General features: G+C 40.8%; 10 protein-coding genes. 4 read left to right on the top strand and 6 right to left on the bottom strand.

What is annotated here, in order from left to right:
* Positions 1-3 precede the first annotated feature (3 nt).
* The 3 genes from OZP13_RS07385 to OZP13_RS18735 form a co-directional block, all read right to left on the bottom strand.
* Positions 4-903: a helix-turn-helix transcriptional regulator gene (locus OZP13_RS07385; RefSeq protein ID WP_281299197.1), complete on the bottom strand. Its 900-nt coding sequence runs from the start codon at positions 901-903 to the stop codon at positions 4-6.
* A gap of 356 nt (positions 904-1259) precedes the next feature.
* The gene (locus OZP13_RS07380; protein ID WP_281299196.1) at positions 1260-2255 is read right to left on the bottom strand and encodes a PDDEXK nuclease domain-containing protein; all 996 of its coding nucleotides are present in this window, start codon (positions 2253-2255) and stop codon (positions 1260-1262) included.
* Positions 2203-2391, bottom strand: coding sequence for a DUF1016 N-terminal domain-containing protein (locus OZP13_RS18735; RefSeq protein WP_269243238.1), 189 nt, complete (start codon positions 2389-2391; stop codon positions 2203-2205). Before OZP13_RS18735 ends, OZP13_RS07380 begins: the two co-directional genes overlap by 53 nt.
* 119 nt (positions 2392-2510) lie before the next feature.
* On the opposite strand from OZP13_RS18735, the gene OZP13_RS07375 reads away from it, so the two are divergent.
* The gene (locus OZP13_RS07375; RefSeq protein ID WP_269243237.1) at positions 2511-2723 is read left to right on the top strand and encodes a nucleotidyltransferase family protein; all 213 of its coding nucleotides are present in this window, start codon (positions 2511-2513) and stop codon (positions 2721-2723) included.
* 2293 nt (positions 2724-5016) lie between these two features.
* Entirely contained in the window at positions 5017-5871 is an 855-nt protein-coding gene (locus tag OZP13_RS07370) for a CvfB family protein (protein ID WP_281299195.1), read from the top strand.
* 514 nt (positions 5872-6385) lie between these two features.
* Here the strand turns inward: OZP13_RS07370 and OZP13_RS07365 are convergent.
* From OZP13_RS07365 to OZP13_RS07355, 3 genes are all read right to left on the bottom strand, one after another.
* Positions 6386-7495, bottom strand: a complete 1110-nt coding sequence (locus OZP13_RS07365) for a C1 family peptidase (RefSeq protein WP_281299194.1) — start codon at positions 7493-7495, stop codon at positions 6386-6388.
* A gap of 285 nt (positions 7496-7780) precedes the next feature.
* Entirely contained in the window at positions 7781-9916 is a 2136-nt protein-coding gene (locus OZP13_RS07360) for a xanthine dehydrogenase family protein molybdopterin-binding subunit (protein ID WP_281299193.1), read from the bottom strand.
* Positions 9913-10395 carry a (2Fe-2S)-binding protein gene (locus OZP13_RS07355; RefSeq protein ID WP_281299192.1) on the bottom strand — a complete coding sequence of 161 codons (483 nt, stop codon included), beginning with the start codon at positions 10393-10395 and terminating at the stop codon, positions 9913-9915. Before OZP13_RS07355 ends, OZP13_RS07360 begins: the two co-directional genes overlap by 4 nt.
* A gap of 2353 nt (positions 10396-12748) precedes the next feature.
* Between OZP13_RS07355 and OZP13_RS07350 the strand changes: the two genes are divergently transcribed.
* Together OZP13_RS07350 and OZP13_RS07345 are read left to right on the top strand one after the other, a co-directional pair.
* Entirely contained in the window at positions 12749-13777 is a 1029-nt protein-coding gene (locus OZP13_RS07350; protein WP_281299191.1) for an XdhC family protein, read from the top strand.
* Positions 13778-13944: 167 nt separating this feature from the next.
* Positions 13945-14550 carry a nucleotidyltransferase family protein gene (locus OZP13_RS07345; protein ID WP_269243235.1) on the top strand — a complete coding sequence of 202 codons (606 nt, stop codon included), beginning with the start codon at positions 13945-13947 and terminating at the stop codon, positions 14548-14550.
* The last annotated feature ends 2944 nt before the right edge of the window (positions 14551-17494 follow it).

Here is a 17494-nt window from a genome sequence, read left to right as displayed (position 1 = left end):
AAATTATATATAAAGATTATACATTTCCGAAATCCTGTTTTTGATTTCATTTTGAAGTGAAATAGGGGAGAGTACTTTTACATCATTTCCATATTTCAACAATTCCATTTTAATATCGTTGGTGGTGTGAATAAAAATTTCCAGGATTACAGTATCTTCGGTTTCTTCCACAATGCGTTGGGATTCGTGCAATGGAAAAGTTTTAATATAATTGCCTTGCTGTTTGGAAAACTCCAAAAGCACTTTTTCTGCCGCCTCATAAGTCTCCACTCCAAAAGCGTGTTGGAATTCCTTTTCTACGTTATAAGCAATGGGTTTAAACTTGGTTTCGGTAATTTTTAGGTTGGAGATTCGGTCTAAACCAAAGGTTTTTACTCTATCATTTTTTTTGTCCAAAGCAACCAAATACCATCGCTGTTGCGATTCCTTGATGGCAATGGGTTTTACTTCCCGCTCCGTACTAAAATCCTCCCAATGCTTTTGATAGGTAAATTGTAAAAGATACCCATTTTGTATAGCGTGAATGATGCCGTGAATATGCTCCGTTCCCAATGATTTTCGGTTTTCCAAAAACACGCTGGGCGACAATTTATTTCCCTCTTGCAGGGCGTGATGAATCGAAAAAGCATCAATCATTCGAGTTACCGATTGGTCTTCGATTTCAGCTTCGTCAATAGCATAAGTTTTGTCTTTGCGGTTGTAGTGAATGTCAATCCCAAAAAGGGTCGAAATGTCTTTCTTGTCCCGTTCAAAAGTGCGAATGGCATATTCGAAAGTCGTGTCGATATCGTCGTTTTCCAATTTACACATCACGTGTTCTTGCAAATCGTTGAAACTGCAAGCTCGGCTTCGCAAGCGGTCGATAACGTACAAATACCTTTTAAAATAAATTAATTTTGACATACTGTTTTGATTTATTTTTCAAAGATATGTAGTTTGTCTGCCATAATGTGGCGGACTAATATAATTACACGGCATTCGCATTTAAAAAAAGTTAGTCACGACCCGAACGATAGTGAATTGGCGGAGCAATTACACCAATTGTCACGAATTGTCATCAAAATTGAAATCGAATGGCACGAATTTTATCTATTTTCATTATTCGTGTAATTTGAAACGAGGTATAATTTGCGATAATTTGTGAAATTTGTGGCTGAAACTTTTAAAAGCGAATGCCCTAATATAATTAGCTTTAAAAAATTAGAACCAAGAACTGGCTAAGTCATGGAAACGATTTCTTTAAATTCAGTTTTAATTCCCTATTTATTCTTCAATTCGTTTTCTATAAATTGGATGAGTTGTTCTTTCTGGGGCAATTGCACGAGATATTTGCTTACAAATAGTTTTTCTTCCATTCCGGCAAGCGCATATTCGACCATTTTGTTTCCTTTTTCAGTGCATAGTAAAATTCCAATGCTGGGATTGTCGTCCATTTGTTTGACTTGGTCGTTATAAAAAGCGACATAACTGTTGAGTTGCGAAAGCTGTTCATGTTTGAAAGTATCGACTTTCAATTCAATGAGGATGTGACATTTCAGCAATCGGTGATAGAAAACCAAATCCACAAAATAATATTCGTCATCAATCAGGATCCGTTTTTGACGGGCTTCAAAACAAAAGCCGTTGCCGAGTTCGATAATGAATTTTTCGAGATGATTTAGTAGTGCTTCTTCGAGTTCGTTTTCTTGAACCAGATGGGCGTTGGGCAAATTCAGAAAATCAAAAAAGTAAATAGATTTTATGGCATCGTTGGTTGTTTCTGGAGTTATTTTGCTGTTGAGCTCTTGGAATGCCAAATCGGCATTGGCAGATAAACCAACTCTTTCATAAGTTAAAGTGGCAATTTGGCGCTCCAGTTCACGAACCGATAGGGTGTTTTTTATAACGGACAATTCATAGAATTTACGTTTTGTATGATTGTCAATTTTAATTAATTCGATGAAATGAGAAAACGAAATTTGCTTGAAAACAGTTTCGTAATATTGATTTTTAGCTTCAAAAGTTTCAAATTTTACTTCGTCAACTGGATTGGGAATGACAATATTCAATTGGTCAGATGATGTCTGACTAATTAGATTTTTGAATTTTATTGGATTGTTTTTCAAAAAGTCGGACACTGTCTGACTTATTTGTGGGTACAATTGAAAAAATTTTCTGCATTGTTTTAAATTGGTTTCTCCAAGACCTTTTATCTTCAATGATTTAGCCAATTCTTTCAATAATTTCGCCCCCATATTTTGCTCTATCTTCTCCATTTTGTTCAAATGCTACGATATAATACCCAATGAGCCAGTTTCGTAGACTGATGTGACTGTTCACGGCTTTCACCGCATTTTGTTGCAATGTTTGGTGGGTTTCGTCTATGCTGGAGATCAAGTTTTGGTATTTCATGTCATTCTAACTTTTTGTGATGGAATAAGCTAATAAACAAACATACGAAAAATCAACGGAAATAGAAAGGAGTGAAATGCAGGATTCCCGCCTTGTTTTTTTTGTACAATCTTTGTAGTATGGTAGCAAAGAATCAGTTAAATAGCATCATCAAAACTTTAAAACCGTATCATCCCAAAAGGATGGGGTTGTTTGGTTCTGTGTCCAGAAATGAGGAAAATCAGGATAGTGATATGGACATCCTTTTTTCGCTTTATCAGCCGATTGGACTTTTTACTTTATCTAAAATTCATTTTGAGTTAGAAGAAAAACTACATAAAAAAGTAGATTAATTTCAGAAAACGGTTTAAGTAAATTCATAAAAGAAAGAGTCCTGCGAGAAGTTAAATATTTTTATGAAAACTGAAAAATACAAGATTTACTTTCCTTCACGATGTTAAATAAACCATAGACTCTGTGAACCCAAGACCCGAGTGATGGCGAACAGGCGAAGCAATGGGGCTATGCAACTCTTTTTTCTATGTTGCTATGTATTTCAATTTTTCTTTTCTCAAAATTTAATAATTGATCCAACGGCTAATTAATAAAATTTGTGATAATTGGTGTAATTTGTGGTTAAATATTAAATGCAATATGGGTTATGTGAACCCAAGACCCGAGTGATGGCGAACAGGCGAAGCAGTGGGGCTATGCAAATCTTTTTTCTATGTTTCTATGTGTTTAAATTTTTCTTTTTCTCAAAATTTAATAATTGGAGCCAACGGCTAATTAATAAAATTTGTGATAATTGGTGTAATTTGTGGTTAAATATTAAATGCAATATAGACTCTGTGAACCCAAGACCCGAGTGATGGCGAACAGGCGAAGCAATGGGGCTATGCAAATCTTTTTTCCATGTTGCTATGTGTTTCAATTTTTCTTTTTCTCAACATTTAATAATTGGAGCCAACCGCTAATTAATAAAATTTGTGATAATTGGTGTAATTTGTGGTTGAATATTAAATGCAATATGGGTTATGTGAACCCAAGACCCGAGTGATGGCGAACAGGCGAAGCAATGGGGCTATGCAACTCTTTTTTCTATGTTGCTATGTATTTCAATTTTTCTTTTCTCAACATTTAATAATTGGAGCCAACTGCTAATTAATAAAATTTGTGATAATTGGTGTAATTTGTGGTTAAATATTAAATGCAATATAGACTCTGTGAACCCAAGACCCGAGTGATAGCGAACAGGCGAAGCAATGGGGCTATGCAACTCTTTTTTCCATGTTGCTAGGTGTTTCAATTTTTCTTTTTCTCAACATTTAATAATTGGAGCCAACGGCTAATTAATAAAATTTGTGATAATTGGTGTAATTTGTGGTTGAATATTAAATGCAATATGGGCTATGTGAATCCAAGACCCGAGTGATGGCGAACAGGCGAAGCAATGGGGCTATGCAGCTCTTTTTTCCATGTTGCTGTGTGTTTCAATTTTTCTTTTTCTCAAAATTTAATAATTGGAGCCAACCGCTAATTAATAAAATTTGTGATAATTGGTGTAATTTGTGGTTGAATATTAAATGCAATATTGGTTATGTGAACCCAAGACCCGAGTGATGGCGAACAGGCGAAGCAGTGGGGCTATGCAGCTCTTTTTTCTATGTTGCTGTGTGTTTCAATTTTTCTTTTCTCAACATTTAATAATTGGAGCCAACAGCTAATTAATAAAATTTGTGATAATTTGTGTAATTTGTGGTTGAATATTAAATGCAATATAGACTCTGTGAACCCAAGACCCCAGTGATGGCGAACAGGCGAAGCAATGGGGCTATGCAAATCTTTTTTCCATGTTGCTAGGTGTTTCAATTTTTCTTTTTCTCAAAATTTAATAATTGGAGCCAACCGCTAAATAATAAAATTTGTGATAATTGGTGTAATTTGTGGTTGAATATTAAATGCAATATAGACTCTGTGAACCCAAGACCCCAGTGATGGCGAACAGGCGAAGCAATGGGGCTATGCAAATCTTTTTTCCATGTTGCTAGGTGTTTCAATTTTTCTTTTTCTCAAAATTTAATAATTGGAGCCAACCGCTAAATAATAAAATTTGTGATAATTGGTGTAATTTGTGGTTGAATATTAAATGCAATATAGACTCTGTGAACCCAAGACCCCAGTGATGGCGAACAGGCGAAGCAATGGGGCTATGCAACTCTTTTTTCTATGTTGCTAGGTGTTTCAATTTTTCTTTTTCTCAAAATTTAATAATTGGAGCCAACCGCTAATTAATAAAATTAGTGAAAATTCGTGTAATTCGTGGCTTACTTTTTTTTAAGCGAATGCCCTGATCTAATCTTTGAATCTAAAGAATACATTTTTCAATTGCCGTTGACTTTAGTCAACGGAATTCTAGTTACTAGGTTGGTTTGGACTCAATTCAATTGCCGTTGACTTTAGTCAACGGAATTCAGGTTTGATGTCTAACTGGCTTTAGCCAAAATAGTCATTCAATTTTAAGAAGGAATAGAATTTGTGACAATTCGTGTAATTCGTGGCTAAAACTCTTAAAAGCGAATGCAGTGGCTTCAAGATAAATCCTTTAAATCTTCGTACATTTGCACTTTAGAAAATTTGAATATAATGATTGAAATAGGAAAATACAACACGCTCACCATATTACGCGACACCAAAGTAGGATTGTTTTTGGGAAATCCCGAAAAAGACCCCGAAGGAATCCACGACATCCTTTTGCCCAACAAATACGTGCCCAACGAATGGGAAATAGGCGAGGAGATCATCGTCTTTGTTTATTTGGACCACGAAGAACGTCCGGTGGCCACCACCTTGGAACCTTACATTCTGTTGAACGAGTTTGCCCTTTTGCGCGTGAACTACGTCAACCAAGTGGGGGCTTTTATGGATTGGGGAATGGAAAAAGACATTCTCGTGCCGTTCAAGGAGCAAGCACGCCCGATGGAAAAAGGAAAACGCTATTTGGTGTATCTTTATATGGACGAAAAAACCAAACGTTTGGTCGCTTCCAGCAAAACCAACCAGTTCCTGAAAAATGATAACCTTACGGTCGAAAAAGGGGAGGAAGTAGACTTGATCGTTTCCCACATCACCGAATTGGGAATCAACGTCATCATCAACGAGCAACACAAAGGCCTCTTGTACAAAGATGAGGTCTATGACGATGCCATTCGAACAGGAGACAGACTCAGGGGATACATCAAAACCATTCGTCCCGACAACAAAATTGACGTTTCCCTCCAAATCCAGGGCTACCAAAACATCGAACCCAACGCCGAGAAAATTCTCGACGAATTGCGTGCCAGTCGCGGCTTCTTGCGCTTGACCGACAATTCCCATCCCGAAGACATCAAAACGGTCTTGAAAATGAGCAAAAAAACCTTCAAGAAAGCCATCGGAGCCTTGTACAAAGAAAAACTGATCGAAATCAAGGAAGACGGAATTTATTTGGTGAAAGAGTAAATAAACACCTCGTTTCCAATAACCCTGTCAGAGTTTGAAACTCTCACAGGGTTACTTTTTTGTAATGGCATTGCAATCCTAAATCCAGCTTCCGGCAAACTGTCATCTCGAGTGCCATGTCATTAAGTTAAGCCTTTTTACCGTCACTTCGAGTGATTTTGAATGGTAATGCGACAGCTTTACTATTCAAAATTGTATCGAGAAGCCTTTTATAAAAGAAAGTTCTCGATACATCCCGATAAAAATCGGGACACTCGAACAGACGAGTACGAATCCTTAACGTAATGACATTGACCTCCTGGTTCAAAAGAGTCTTTTACAAAAACACAAAACCCTGACAGGGTTATTTTTTATAATGCCACGGCATTTATTTGGTAAAAGAGTAAATTCAATTCCCTAAAGCAATAGTTTATCAGTTTTTGATTTCTCTTTAGGGGGTTAGGGAGACTCCATCTGCAATAAAAAAAAAAGGAAAGCGTTTTTTGATGCTTTCCTCTTTTTATTTGGAATTCAGTTACAAATTCAAATCTTTTTGGCTCTTTTTGGTCAAGCCGTCTTTGTGCATTAAAACCGAAATAGATTTTAATTTCATATAGGAAACACTCATGTAAATGAAGCCATTATGCGTTCCATTAGTTCCCCAAGAGTTTTTTACTTTATAATAAATGCTTCCTTTTTGGTCTTTTACTTTTCCCACAATATGCATCAAATGGTCGTCGGTAGTGCTTAGATTCTCAAATTGTTCCAAACGATAGTCTGGACTGATTACCATTTCGGGTTTGATTTCAGTCAAAATAGTTGCGGCATCTTCATCGTGGGCAGGAATAACGGCAATGCCATTTTTTCCAGAAAAAGTACTCTCGCTCACATCCGCATCTAAAGCTACCGTATATCCATTTTCTAGGGCATTGTCTATATTCTGGATGTATTCATCCAAAGGCAAATTATAGAAAAGACCATTCGAAAAATTATCGGGAATATTCAATAAAAAAGGCTTGTAATAAGGCTGATTGACAAACGAAGAAATAGTAACATAAGCATCAGGATTGATTTTTGTCATCGCTAAAAAACTTTGTGGAGTATATTTCTTTCCTTCAAAAGTAAATTCACCCACTTTTTTGCCCATATAAATATCCAGAATGGAAGAAACGGCTTCTTTCCAATGAGGAGATAATTTTTTGGCAGGATTCTCGACATATACCTTCAGCATCGATTCAAGCAATGCGACCATTTCAACATGATTGTAAACGGTTTCATTAGGCAATAATCCAGAGTAAACATTTTGCGGAACCATGCCAAAATCTCTAATGCTATTGATGACATCGTGGTTCAAGCCGCCTTCCCCAAATTGGGCTTTGCCTTGGCGTAGGATGTAATTCTGGGCTTTTTTGGGATACGTGTTTCTAACGTTGTACATTTCTGAAATATCAATTTTTTTTCCCGTCAAGCGGATAATTTCAGCTTCAATAAAGGATGTAGTCGAAAAACTCCAGCAAGTTCCGGTTTTGCCTTGCGAGACTACAGGCCCGGCTTCAATGTCTATAACGGATTTAAATTCATAAGCCTGGGAAAATCCAAAATGGGAAACTCCTAATAACAAAAGGGTTATAATGTTTTTTTTCATCGGTTGGGATTGTTGTAATTGGTTGCAAAATACGACAAATATTTCGACGGTGTTCACCCTGTTATTCTCTTTTTAGTGTTAATTGTTCCGTCATTGCGAGCGAAACGCAGTGTAGCGCGGCAACCTGTTGATTCCACCGCAATCGCCCCCACCACTCGTCATTGCGAGCGAAACGCAGTGTAGCGCGGCAACCTGTTGATTTTACCACAATCGCCCCCACCACTCGTCATTGCGAGGAGGAACGACACGGCAATCTCCAACCCAATCGCCACTAATAAACTGGAATCATTTCCCCGGCATCGCTGCCAAAACTCGTTCTGGAGTAATCGGCATTCGGTTCACTCGGGCACCGCAGGCATCAAAAACGGCATTGGCAATGGCACCACCCACACAGATAATGGCCGGTTCTCCACCTCCTTCAGGTTTGGCATCCATTTTATCAATGAATACGCAACTTATGGTCGGGGTTTTGGAAAAGCGCGTAATTTCATAATTGGAAAAACCGGTCGTTTTGACGGTGCCTCCCTCAAATTCAATGTCTTCAGACAGCGTATAGCCCAACCCCATGGTTATCCCGCCTTCGGTTTGAATCGTGGCGCCATGCGGATTCACGACTTGTCCCATATCCTGGGCGCAAACCATGCGAATGGGGTGTACCATCCCGGTTAATTTGTCCACCGAAACTTCGGCAATCAAGGCCACCCTCGTGCCGGCATCTTCGCCGAGGGCAATCCCGTACCCATGACCCTCTTTTTTGGGCTTTTCCCATCCAAAAGTTTGGGCGGCCAATTGCAGGGTGGCCAACATCTTTTTGTCTTTCAAATTGTTCAATCGGAATTGCAGCGGGTCAATACCCAGTTTGTGGGCGGTTACGTCAATGTGGGATTCTCGGGCAAAAGTGGTCGAATTGTTTCCCGGAGCCCTCCAAGCGCCAACATCAAAGGGATGGACACTTTCGTCGTCAAACATGCGGGTGCGATTATTTTCCACATCATAAAAGAGATTGGTTCCTCTGGTTCCGGCACAATAAATATCAAAATTCCACAATTGCAGTTTGCCGTTGCGATCCACTCCCGAACGGACTTTCATCAAGGCGGCGGGTCGGAAGCCCACGAACATGAATTCTTCACGGCGGGACCAAATCAATTGAACGGGTTTACCGCAAGCCTTGGCTATTTTGGCCGCTTCCACGGCTTGGTGGTCAATAATTTTACCGCCAAAACCGCCTCCCAAAAGGATTTGTTTCAAATGCACTTTTTCCAGGGACATGTTCAGCGTTTTGGCGATTCGTTTGCGGGTGCCAAAAGGAGTCTGCGTTGAAGCCCACATGGTGAGTTTGTCGCCCTCAAAATAACAGGTCGCCGAATGGGTTTCAATCGAAGCATGGGCTTTGTAACCATCCAGATAATCCCCTTCGATCAGGGTTTCCGAGAGCGTTTGGCCCGTGGCCAAGTTGCCGCCCTCTTGATGAATTCTGGAATCTTTGATGCTGTCTTCCAGATATTTAAAAATACTGTCTTGGTCTACTTTCAGTTCGGGAGCTTCCCAAGTTACTGTTACTTTCTGGGCGGCGGCATAGGCAATTTCGGAATTGGGGTGAACCACGGCAACCAAATTCCCGTCCTCGATTAATTGCGCCCCTTCAAAATCAACTAATTTGGAGGCATCGACGCTCCGTTTTTTGGAACCAAAAACCGTGGGTCGGACGATACTCGCATAGACCATTCCGGGCAATTTAATGTCTCCGGCGTATTTCGCTTTTCCCGTAACTTTAGCCTCGGCATCCAATCGGATGATGGATTTTCCAATGATTTTAAAATCCTTGGCTTTTTTCAGGGCAGGTTTGTCTTTCAGGGTTTGGATAATCTTTTGGCCTTGGGTAAGTGCGGCATAGGAGATTTTTTTGGAAGCATCATTTTTGACAAAAACAATACCTTCTTTTACCTCCAGCAATTCCGGAGCCACTTTCAACTGTTCCGCGGCAAGTAGAATCAAAATTGTTCTGGCTTCCGCAGCGGCAGCGCGCAGGACAGGATCGGCAAAACGGGTCGTCATCGAACCCCAAGTGCCGTCATCATGAGGACACAACTCGGTATCCCCCATGACCATGTCGATGGAATAAATGGAAACTTCCAATTCTTCGGCCACGGCTTGGGCTAGCGAAGTGTTTACGCCTTGTCCCATTTCAATTTTTCCGGTATAACAATCCACTCGGCCGTCTTCTTTAACCCTCAAATAGGCATTAAAATTCAATAGGGCGTCTTCGGTATTGGCAGCCCAACCGTCCAGCAGGGATAATTTTCCAATAGTAAAAGCTACAATGATGCCGCCGCCCAATTTTTTTAAAAAATCACGCCTGTTATTCAATAGGGCCAGAGCCATATCGCTGTTTATCGCTTCGTTGGTTGGAGTCGGTTTCATAACTTTGTTTTTTGATTCATGGTTACGGCAGCGGTTTCAATGGCATCCACAATGCGATTGTAAGAACCACAGCGACATAAATTTTCCTCCATGCCCTTGATGATTTCGGTACGACTGGGGTTTGGATTTCGCGACAAGAAGTCGTAGGCATTCATGATCATCCCCGGGGTACAAAAACCACATTGCAAAGAATCATGGGCCACAAAGGCTTTTTGGATGGGATGTAATGTTCCATTCGAACTCAACCCTTCAATGGTGGTAATGTCTTTTCCGGCCACATCTTCCACGGCGACCATGCAGGAACGCTCCGCTTTTTGGTCAATCAAAACCGTGCAGGCGCCACATTCTCCCAATCCGCATCCAAATTTGGTACCGGTCAGGTCCAGATATTCCCTGAGGACGGTCAAGAGGGATTCAGAACCGTTAACCTCCAAACTAACTGGTTTTTGGTTCAGCTTAAAACTTATTTTTTGCTTCATTTTAATACAATGGCATTAAGGTTAGTGAGTAACTTCAGTCGGGGGAAACGTTGCCTAAAAGAGATTCCAATCAATGCAAATGTTTGGTTCTAATGGGTTCAAGGAGAAGCTTTTTAGTGCTTAAACCCAAAGTTAATAAATTTAACGTCCACTCTGGAAGTAAGTGCAAAAAAATAACCTGATTTTTTACGGATCGACCAACTAAAACAGGAATAGGGGTATTTTGAAACGCTTTGGCCATAACCCAAAATTTAAAATGCAATTCTCGCCCCGATACACTTGAAAATTTCAGTTAAGTTGGTTACATTTGATTGAAATCTTTTAACTGGGCATTCGCTTGTAAAAAAAGGAGACCACGACTCGGCGATTCTCAAAACAATTTAAATTCGTCTAATTCAATTTTAAATAATAAAATTTGTGCCAATTTGTGTAATTTGTGGCTGAAAATTTCAAAACGAATGCCGTGATTCTCAAAACAACTAAAATTCGTCTAATTCAATTTTAAATAATAAAATTTGTGCCAATTCGTGTAATTTGTGGTTGAATATTTCAAAACGAATGCCGTGATTCTCAAAACAACTAAAATAGGTCTAATTCAATTTTAAATAATAAAATTTGTGCCAATTTGTGTAATTTGTGGTTGAAAATTTCAAAACTAATGCCGTGATTCTCAAAACAACTAAAATTCGTCTAATTCAATTTCAAATAATAAAATTTGTGCCAATTCGTGTAATTTGTGGCTGAAAATTTCAAAACGAATGCCGTGATTCTCAAAACAATTTAAATTCGTCTAATTCAATTTCAAATAATAAAATTTGTGCTAATTCGTGTAATTTGTGGCTGAAAATTTCAAAACGAATGCCGTGATGTTCTTAAAACAATTTAAATTCGTCTAATTCAATTTTAAATAATAAAATTTGTGCCAATTCGTGTAATTTGTGGCTGAAAATTTCAAAACGAATGCCGTGATTCTCAAAACAATTTAAATTCGTCTAATTCAATTTCAAATAATAAAATTTGTGCTAATTCGTGTAATTTGTGGCTGAAAATTTCAAAACGAATGCCGTGATGTTCTTAAAACAATTTAAATTCGTCTAATTCAATTTTAAATAATAAAATTTGTGCCAATTCGTGTAATTTGTGGTTGAAAATTTCAAAACGAATGCCGTGATTCTCAAAACAATTTAAATTCGTGTCATTCAATTTTAAGAAGGAATAAAATTTGTGACAATTCGTGTAATTTGTGGTTGAAAAATTTTAAATGCCGTGATGTCCCAGGCCAATGCTGGACAACTGGCCCCGATACACTTGAAAATATCAATTAAGTTGGTTACATTTGATTGGAAATCTTTTGGCAGGGCATTCGATTCTAAAAAAAGGAGACCACGACTCGGCACTTCTTAAAACAATTTAAATTCGTCTAATTCAATTTTAAATTGCAATAAAATTTGTGCCAATTTGTGTAATTTGTGGCTGAAAATTTCAAAACGAATGCCGTGATGTTCTTAAAACAACCAAAATTCGTCTAATTCAATTTTAAATAATAAAATTTGTGCCAATTTGTGTAATTTGTGGCTGAAAATTTCAAAACGAATGCCGTGATGTTCTTAAAACAATTTAAATTCGTCTAATTCAATTTTAAATAATAAAATTGGTGCCAATTCGTGTAATTTGTGGTTGAAAATTTCAAAACGAATGCCGTGATTCTCAAAACAACTAAAATTCGTCTAATTCAATTTTAAATAATAAAATTTGTGCCAATTTGTGTAATTTGTGGCTGAAAATTTCAAAACGAATGCCGTGATGTTCTTAAAACAATTTAAATTCGTCTAATTCAATTTTAAATAATAAAATTGGTGCCAATTCGTGTAATTTGTGGTTGAAAATTTCAAAACGAATGCCGTGATTCTCAAAACAACTAAAATTCGTCTAATTCAATTTTAAATAATAAAATTTGTGCCAATTTGTGTAATTTGTGGCTGAAAATTTCAAAACGAATACCGTGATTCTCAAAACAACTAAAATTCGTCTAATTCAATTTTAAATAATAAAATTTGTGCTAATTCGTGTAATTTGTGGCTGAAAATTTCAAAACGAATGCCGTGATGTTCTTAAAACAACCAAAATTCGTCTAATTCAATTTTAAATAATAAAATTTGTGCCAATTTGTGTAATTTGTGGCTGAAAATTTCAAAACGAATGCCGTGATGTTCTTAAAACAATTTAAATTCGTCTAATTCAATTTTAAATAATAAAATTGGTGCCAATTCGTGTAATTTGTGGCTGAAAATTTAAATGCCAATGTTGGACAACCAAATAAAATCCCCCTTGCTAATAATTCAAATAAACAGGAATGACATTCGAGTTTAAAAACTGCATCAACAGCTTTGTCAAAGCCAACAAAAAAGGCTTAAAAACAGTGATGGCCACTTTGGTGGCCTTGGAAGGCTCTTCCTATAGAAAACCGGGGGTGAGAATGCTCGTATTGGAGGACGGAACCATGACGGGGGCGTTAAGTGGAGGCTGTGTCGAAAAAGAAATCCTGAAGCAATCCGAATCCGTATTCCAGACAAACCAGCCCAAAATGATGACCTATGATGGCCGCTACCGATTGGGCTGCGAAGGAACATTGTACATTTTGATAGAACCTTTCCTTCCGGACGATGCCTTGATTCTTGAATTCGAAAAAGCACTCGAACAACGAAAAGCATTTCAAATAACAACAAGCTATTCAAGACAAGAAGGCGTCAACGACGATTGGGGTTCCTTCATCACATTCGATACGGACAACGGCTTTGGTTTTTCAAAAACGACAAAACGGGAAGAAAAGGGGAGTGGTGCTTCACTGATTTTCGAACAACAGCTCGAACCTTGTTTCAGGCTGGTGATTGTGGGAGCCGAACACGATGCCGTCCAATTGTGCTTGTCGGCATCCATCTTGGGATGGGAAGTCGTAATAATAACCACTGCGGCAAATCCTAAAACAGCCTTGGATTTTCCGGGCATTCACCAACTCCTTAAAGTAGAACCCAACGAGCTGCAATTGAATGGAGCAAACCAGCATACCGCCATCGTTTTGATGACCCACAGTTATGCCAAAGACCTGCAGTACTTGATGGCCTTGAAAGAAACCCGCCCGGCCTACATCGGTTTGCTGGGAGCCATGAAAAGGGGGCAAAAACTAATCAATGATTTTGTGGAACACCATCCCTTGGTCGAAGAAGATTTTTTGGATACAATCCATGGCCCGGCAGGACTAAATATCGGAGCCCAAACCCCCCAAGAAATCGCCATCTCCATTTGTTCCGAAATACTGGCCGTAACCAGACAACAAAAACCCGATTTTCTAAAAAATAAAAGAACATCATTTTATTCTAATTAACTCCATTTCAACAACCTTCCAACCTCTAACCTCTAACCTCTAACCTCTAACTTCTAACCTCTAACTTCTAACCTCTAACCTCTAACTTCTAACTTCTAACTTCTAACCTCTAACCTCTAACCTCTAACCTCTAACCTCTAACCTCTAACCTCTAACTTCTAACCTCCATGAATATAGCCATCCTGATTCTTGCGGCGGGCGAATCCAGACGCATGAACGCCATAAAGCAAGTATTGCCTTGGAAAAACACCACCTTGCTGGGAAATGCCATCGAGCAAGCCATCCAATCCAAGGGAAATGCTGTATATGTGGTTTTGGGAGCCAATGCCGACCGAATAGCCCCATCCATCGCACACTACGGCATCCAAAGCATTGAAAACAAAAACTGGAAAAACGGACTGGGCAATTCCATAGCTTGTGGCGTGAATTTCTTGAAGGAAAACCAACTCCACCATGACGCCATCCTCATCACCTTGGCCGACCAACCCCTGATTACCGCTGCAGATTACAATGCGTTGATCGATAAATATGCCGAAAAAGAAGCCAAGATAATCGCTTCCGAAACCGACAATACCCCAAGCGTTCCGGCTATTTTCGATGCGGTCTATTTCGGGAAACTCGCCCAACTAAACCAAGACAAAGGAGCCAAAGAAATCCTGATGGCCGCCCAAAAAGAAGTGTATATGTTGCGCTCCAATGCCCAAATGAGGGATATAGACACCCAAAGGGCGTATGAAGAACTGTACCAAAGTTATGGTAAAGAAGAACTCTAATTGCCGCGCCTTGTCATTGCGAGCGAAACGCAGTCCAGCGCGCCCAGTCATTGCGAGGAGGAACGACGCGGCAATCCGTCATTGCGAGCGAAACGCAGTGTAGCGCGGCAACCTGTTGATTCCACCACAATCGTCCTTAAAACCCACTCGTCATTGCGAGCGAAACGCAGTGTAGCGCGGCAACCTGTTGATTTTACCACAATCGCCCCCACCACTCGTCATTGCGAGCGAAACGCAGTGTAGCGCGGCAATCTGTTGATTTTACCGCAATCGTCCCCACCGCAATCGTCCCGACCGCAATCGTCCATATCAATCTAATGACTGGTAACCTTTGTCAAAGTTCAAAACTTTGACAAAGGTGGCTATCTTTACGACCCACCACAATCGCCCTCTGCTCCCCGTCATTGCGAGCGAAACGCAGTGTAGCGCGGCAACCTGTTGATTCCACCACAATCGTCCTTAAAACCCACTCGTCATTGCGAGCGAAACGCAGTGTAGCGCGGCAACCTGTTGATTTTACCACAATCGCCCCCACCACTCGTCATTGCGAGCGAAACGCAGTGTAGCGCGGCAATCTGTTGATTTTACCGCAATCGTCCCGACCGCAATCGTCCCGACCGCAATCGTCCATATCAATCTAATGGCTGGTAACCTTTGTCAAAGTTCAAAACTTTGACAAAGGTGGCTACCTTTACGACCCACCACAATCGCCCTCTGCTCCCCGTCATTGCGAGCGAAACGCAGTGCAGCGCGGGAACCTATTGATTTTACCGCAATCGCCCCCACCACTCGTCATTGCGAGCGAAACGCAGTGTAGCGCGGCAATCTGTTGATTTTACCGCAATCGTCCCGACCGCAATCGTCCATATCAATCTAATGACTGGTAACCTTTGTCAAAGTTCAAAACTTTGACAAAGGTGGCTATCTTTACGACCCACTACAATCGCCCTCTGCGCCCCGTCATTGCGAGCGAAACGCAGTCCAGCGCGGGAACCTGTTGATTTTACCGCAATCGTCCCCTTTTTCCCGTGTCATTTCGACCAACGAGAGAAATCACATCCATTGCTCACATCCATTGCTCACATCCATTGCTCACATCCATTGCTCACACCAGTTGCTCCAATCCATTACTCACAGCAGTTGCTCCCTAACCTCCCGTGTCATTTCGACCAACGAGAGAAATCACATCCATTGCTCCAATCCATTACTCACAGCAGTTGCTCACTAACCTCCCGTGTCATTTCGACCAACGAGAGAAATCACATCCATTGCTCACATCCATTGCTCCAATCCATTACTCACAGCAGTTGCTCCCTAACCTCCCGTGTCATTTCGACCAACGAGAGAAATCACATCCATTGCTCACACCAGTTGCTCACACCAGTTGCTCACACCAGTTGCTCACACCAGTTGCTCCAATCCATTGCTCCCTAACCTCCCGTGTCATTTCGACCAACGAGAGAAATCACATCCATTGCTCACACCAGTTGCTCACACCAGTTGCTCCCTAACCTCCCGTGTCATTTCGACCAACGAGAGAAATCACATCCATTGCTCACATCCAATGCTCACATCCAATGCTCACATCCAATGCTCACATCCATTGCTCCAATCCATTGCTCGCAGCAGTTGCTCCCTAACCTCCCGTGTCATTTCGACCAACGAGAGAAATCACATCCATTGCTCACATCCATTGCTCACATCCATTGCTCACATCCATTGCTCACATCCATTGCTCACATCCATTGCTCACATCCATTGCTCACACCAGTTGCTCCAATCCATTACTCACAGCAGTTGCTCCCTAACCTCCCGTGTCATTTCGACCAACGAGAGAAATCACATCCATTGCTCACATCCATTGCTCCAATCCATTGCTCGCAGCAGTTGCTCCCTAACCTCCCGTGTCATTTCGACCAACGAGAGAAATCACATCCATTGCTCACATCCAATGCTCACATCCATTGCTCACACCAGTTGCTCACTAACCTCCCGTGTCATTTCGACCAGCGAGAGAAATCACATCCATTGCTCACATCCATTGCTCCAATCCATTACTCACAGCAGTTGCTCCCTAACCTCCCGTGTCATTTCGACCAACGAGAGAAATCACATCCATTGCTCACATCCATTGCTCACATCCATTGCTCACATCCATTGCTCACATCCATTGCTCACATCCATTGCTCACATCCATTGCTCACATCCATTGCTCACATCCATTGCTCCAATCCATTGCTCACAGCAGTTGCTCCCTAACCTCCCGTGTCATTTCGACCAACGAGAGAAATCACATCCATTGCTCACACCAGTTGCTCCAATCCATTGCTCACAGCAGTTGCTCCAATCCATTGCTCACATCCATTGCTCACATCCATTGCTCACATCCATTGCTCACATCCATTGCTCACATCCATTGCTCACATCCATTGCTCACATCCATTGCTCACATCCATTGCTCACATCCATTGCTCCAATCCATTGCTCACAGCAGTTGCTCCCTAACCTCCCGTGTCATTTCGACCAACGAGAGAAATCACATCCATTGCTCACACCAGTTGCTCCAATCCATTGCTCACAGCAGTTGCTCACATCCATTGCTCACATCCATTGCTCACATCCATTGCTCCAATCCATTACTCACAGCAGTTGCTCACTAACCTCCCGTGTCATTTCGACCAACGAGAGAAATCACATCCATTGCTCACATCCATTGCTCACATCCATTGCCCCCCTTTTTTCCGTGTCCTTGCGAGCGAAACGCAGTGTAGCGCGGCAATCTGTTGGTTTTACCGCAATCGCCTCCACCACAATCGCCCTCTGCGCCCAGTCATTGCGAGCGAAACGCAGTCCAGCGCGGCTTGTCATTGCGAGCGAAACGCAGTGTAGCGCGGCAATCTGTTGATTCCACCACAATCGTCCCCGCCGCAATCGTCCCGACCGC

Origin of the sequence: Flavobacterium limnophilum (assembly GCF_027111315.2) — a bacterium.
Lineage (GTDB): Bacteria > Bacteroidota > Bacteroidia > Flavobacteriales > Flavobacteriaceae > Flavobacterium > Flavobacterium limnophilum.
The sequence above is the reverse complement of the archived record's forward strand: the minus strand, read 5'-3'. Positions and strand labels throughout refer to the sequence as shown.

What these genes read in the sequence shown, in the direction of transcription:
- OZP13_RS07375 (WP_269243237.1), top strand. Translation starts at nt 2,511, where the DNA reads ATGGTAGCAAAGAATCAGTTAAATAGCATCATCAAAACTTTAAAACCG.
- OZP13_RS07370 (WP_281299195.1), top strand. Translation starts at nt 5,017, where the DNA reads ATGATTGAAATAGGAAAATACAACACGCTCACCATATTACGCGACACC.
- OZP13_RS07385 (WP_281299197.1), bottom strand. Translation starts at nt 903, where the DNA reads ATGTCAAAATTAATTTATTTTAAAAGGTATTTGTACGTTATCGACCGC.
- OZP13_RS07355 (WP_281299192.1), bottom strand. Translation starts at nt 10,395, where the DNA reads ATGAAGCAAAAAATAAGTTTTAAGCTGAACCAAAAACCAGTTAGTTTG.
- OZP13_RS07350 (WP_281299191.1), top strand. Translation starts at nt 12,749, where the DNA reads ATGACATTCGAGTTTAAAAACTGCATCAACAGCTTTGTCAAAGCCAAC.
- OZP13_RS07365 (WP_281299194.1), bottom strand. Translation starts at nt 7,495, where the DNA reads ATGAAAAAAAACATTATAACCCTTTTGTTATTAGGAGTTTCCCATTTT.
- OZP13_RS07380 (WP_281299196.1), bottom strand. Translation starts at nt 2,255, where the DNA reads ATGGAGAAGATAGAGCAAAATATGGGGGCGAAATTATTGAAAGAATTG.
- OZP13_RS07345 (WP_269243235.1), top strand. Translation starts at nt 13,945, where the DNA reads ATGAATATAGCCATCCTGATTCTTGCGGCGGGCGAATCCAGACGCATG.
- OZP13_RS07360 (WP_281299193.1), bottom strand. Translation starts at nt 9,916, where the DNA reads ATGAAACCGACTCCAACCAACGAAGCGATAAACAGCGATATGGCTCTG.
- OZP13_RS18735 (WP_269243238.1), bottom strand. Translation starts at nt 2,391, where the DNA reads ATGAAATACCAAAACTTGATCTCCAGCATAGACGAAACCCACCAAACA.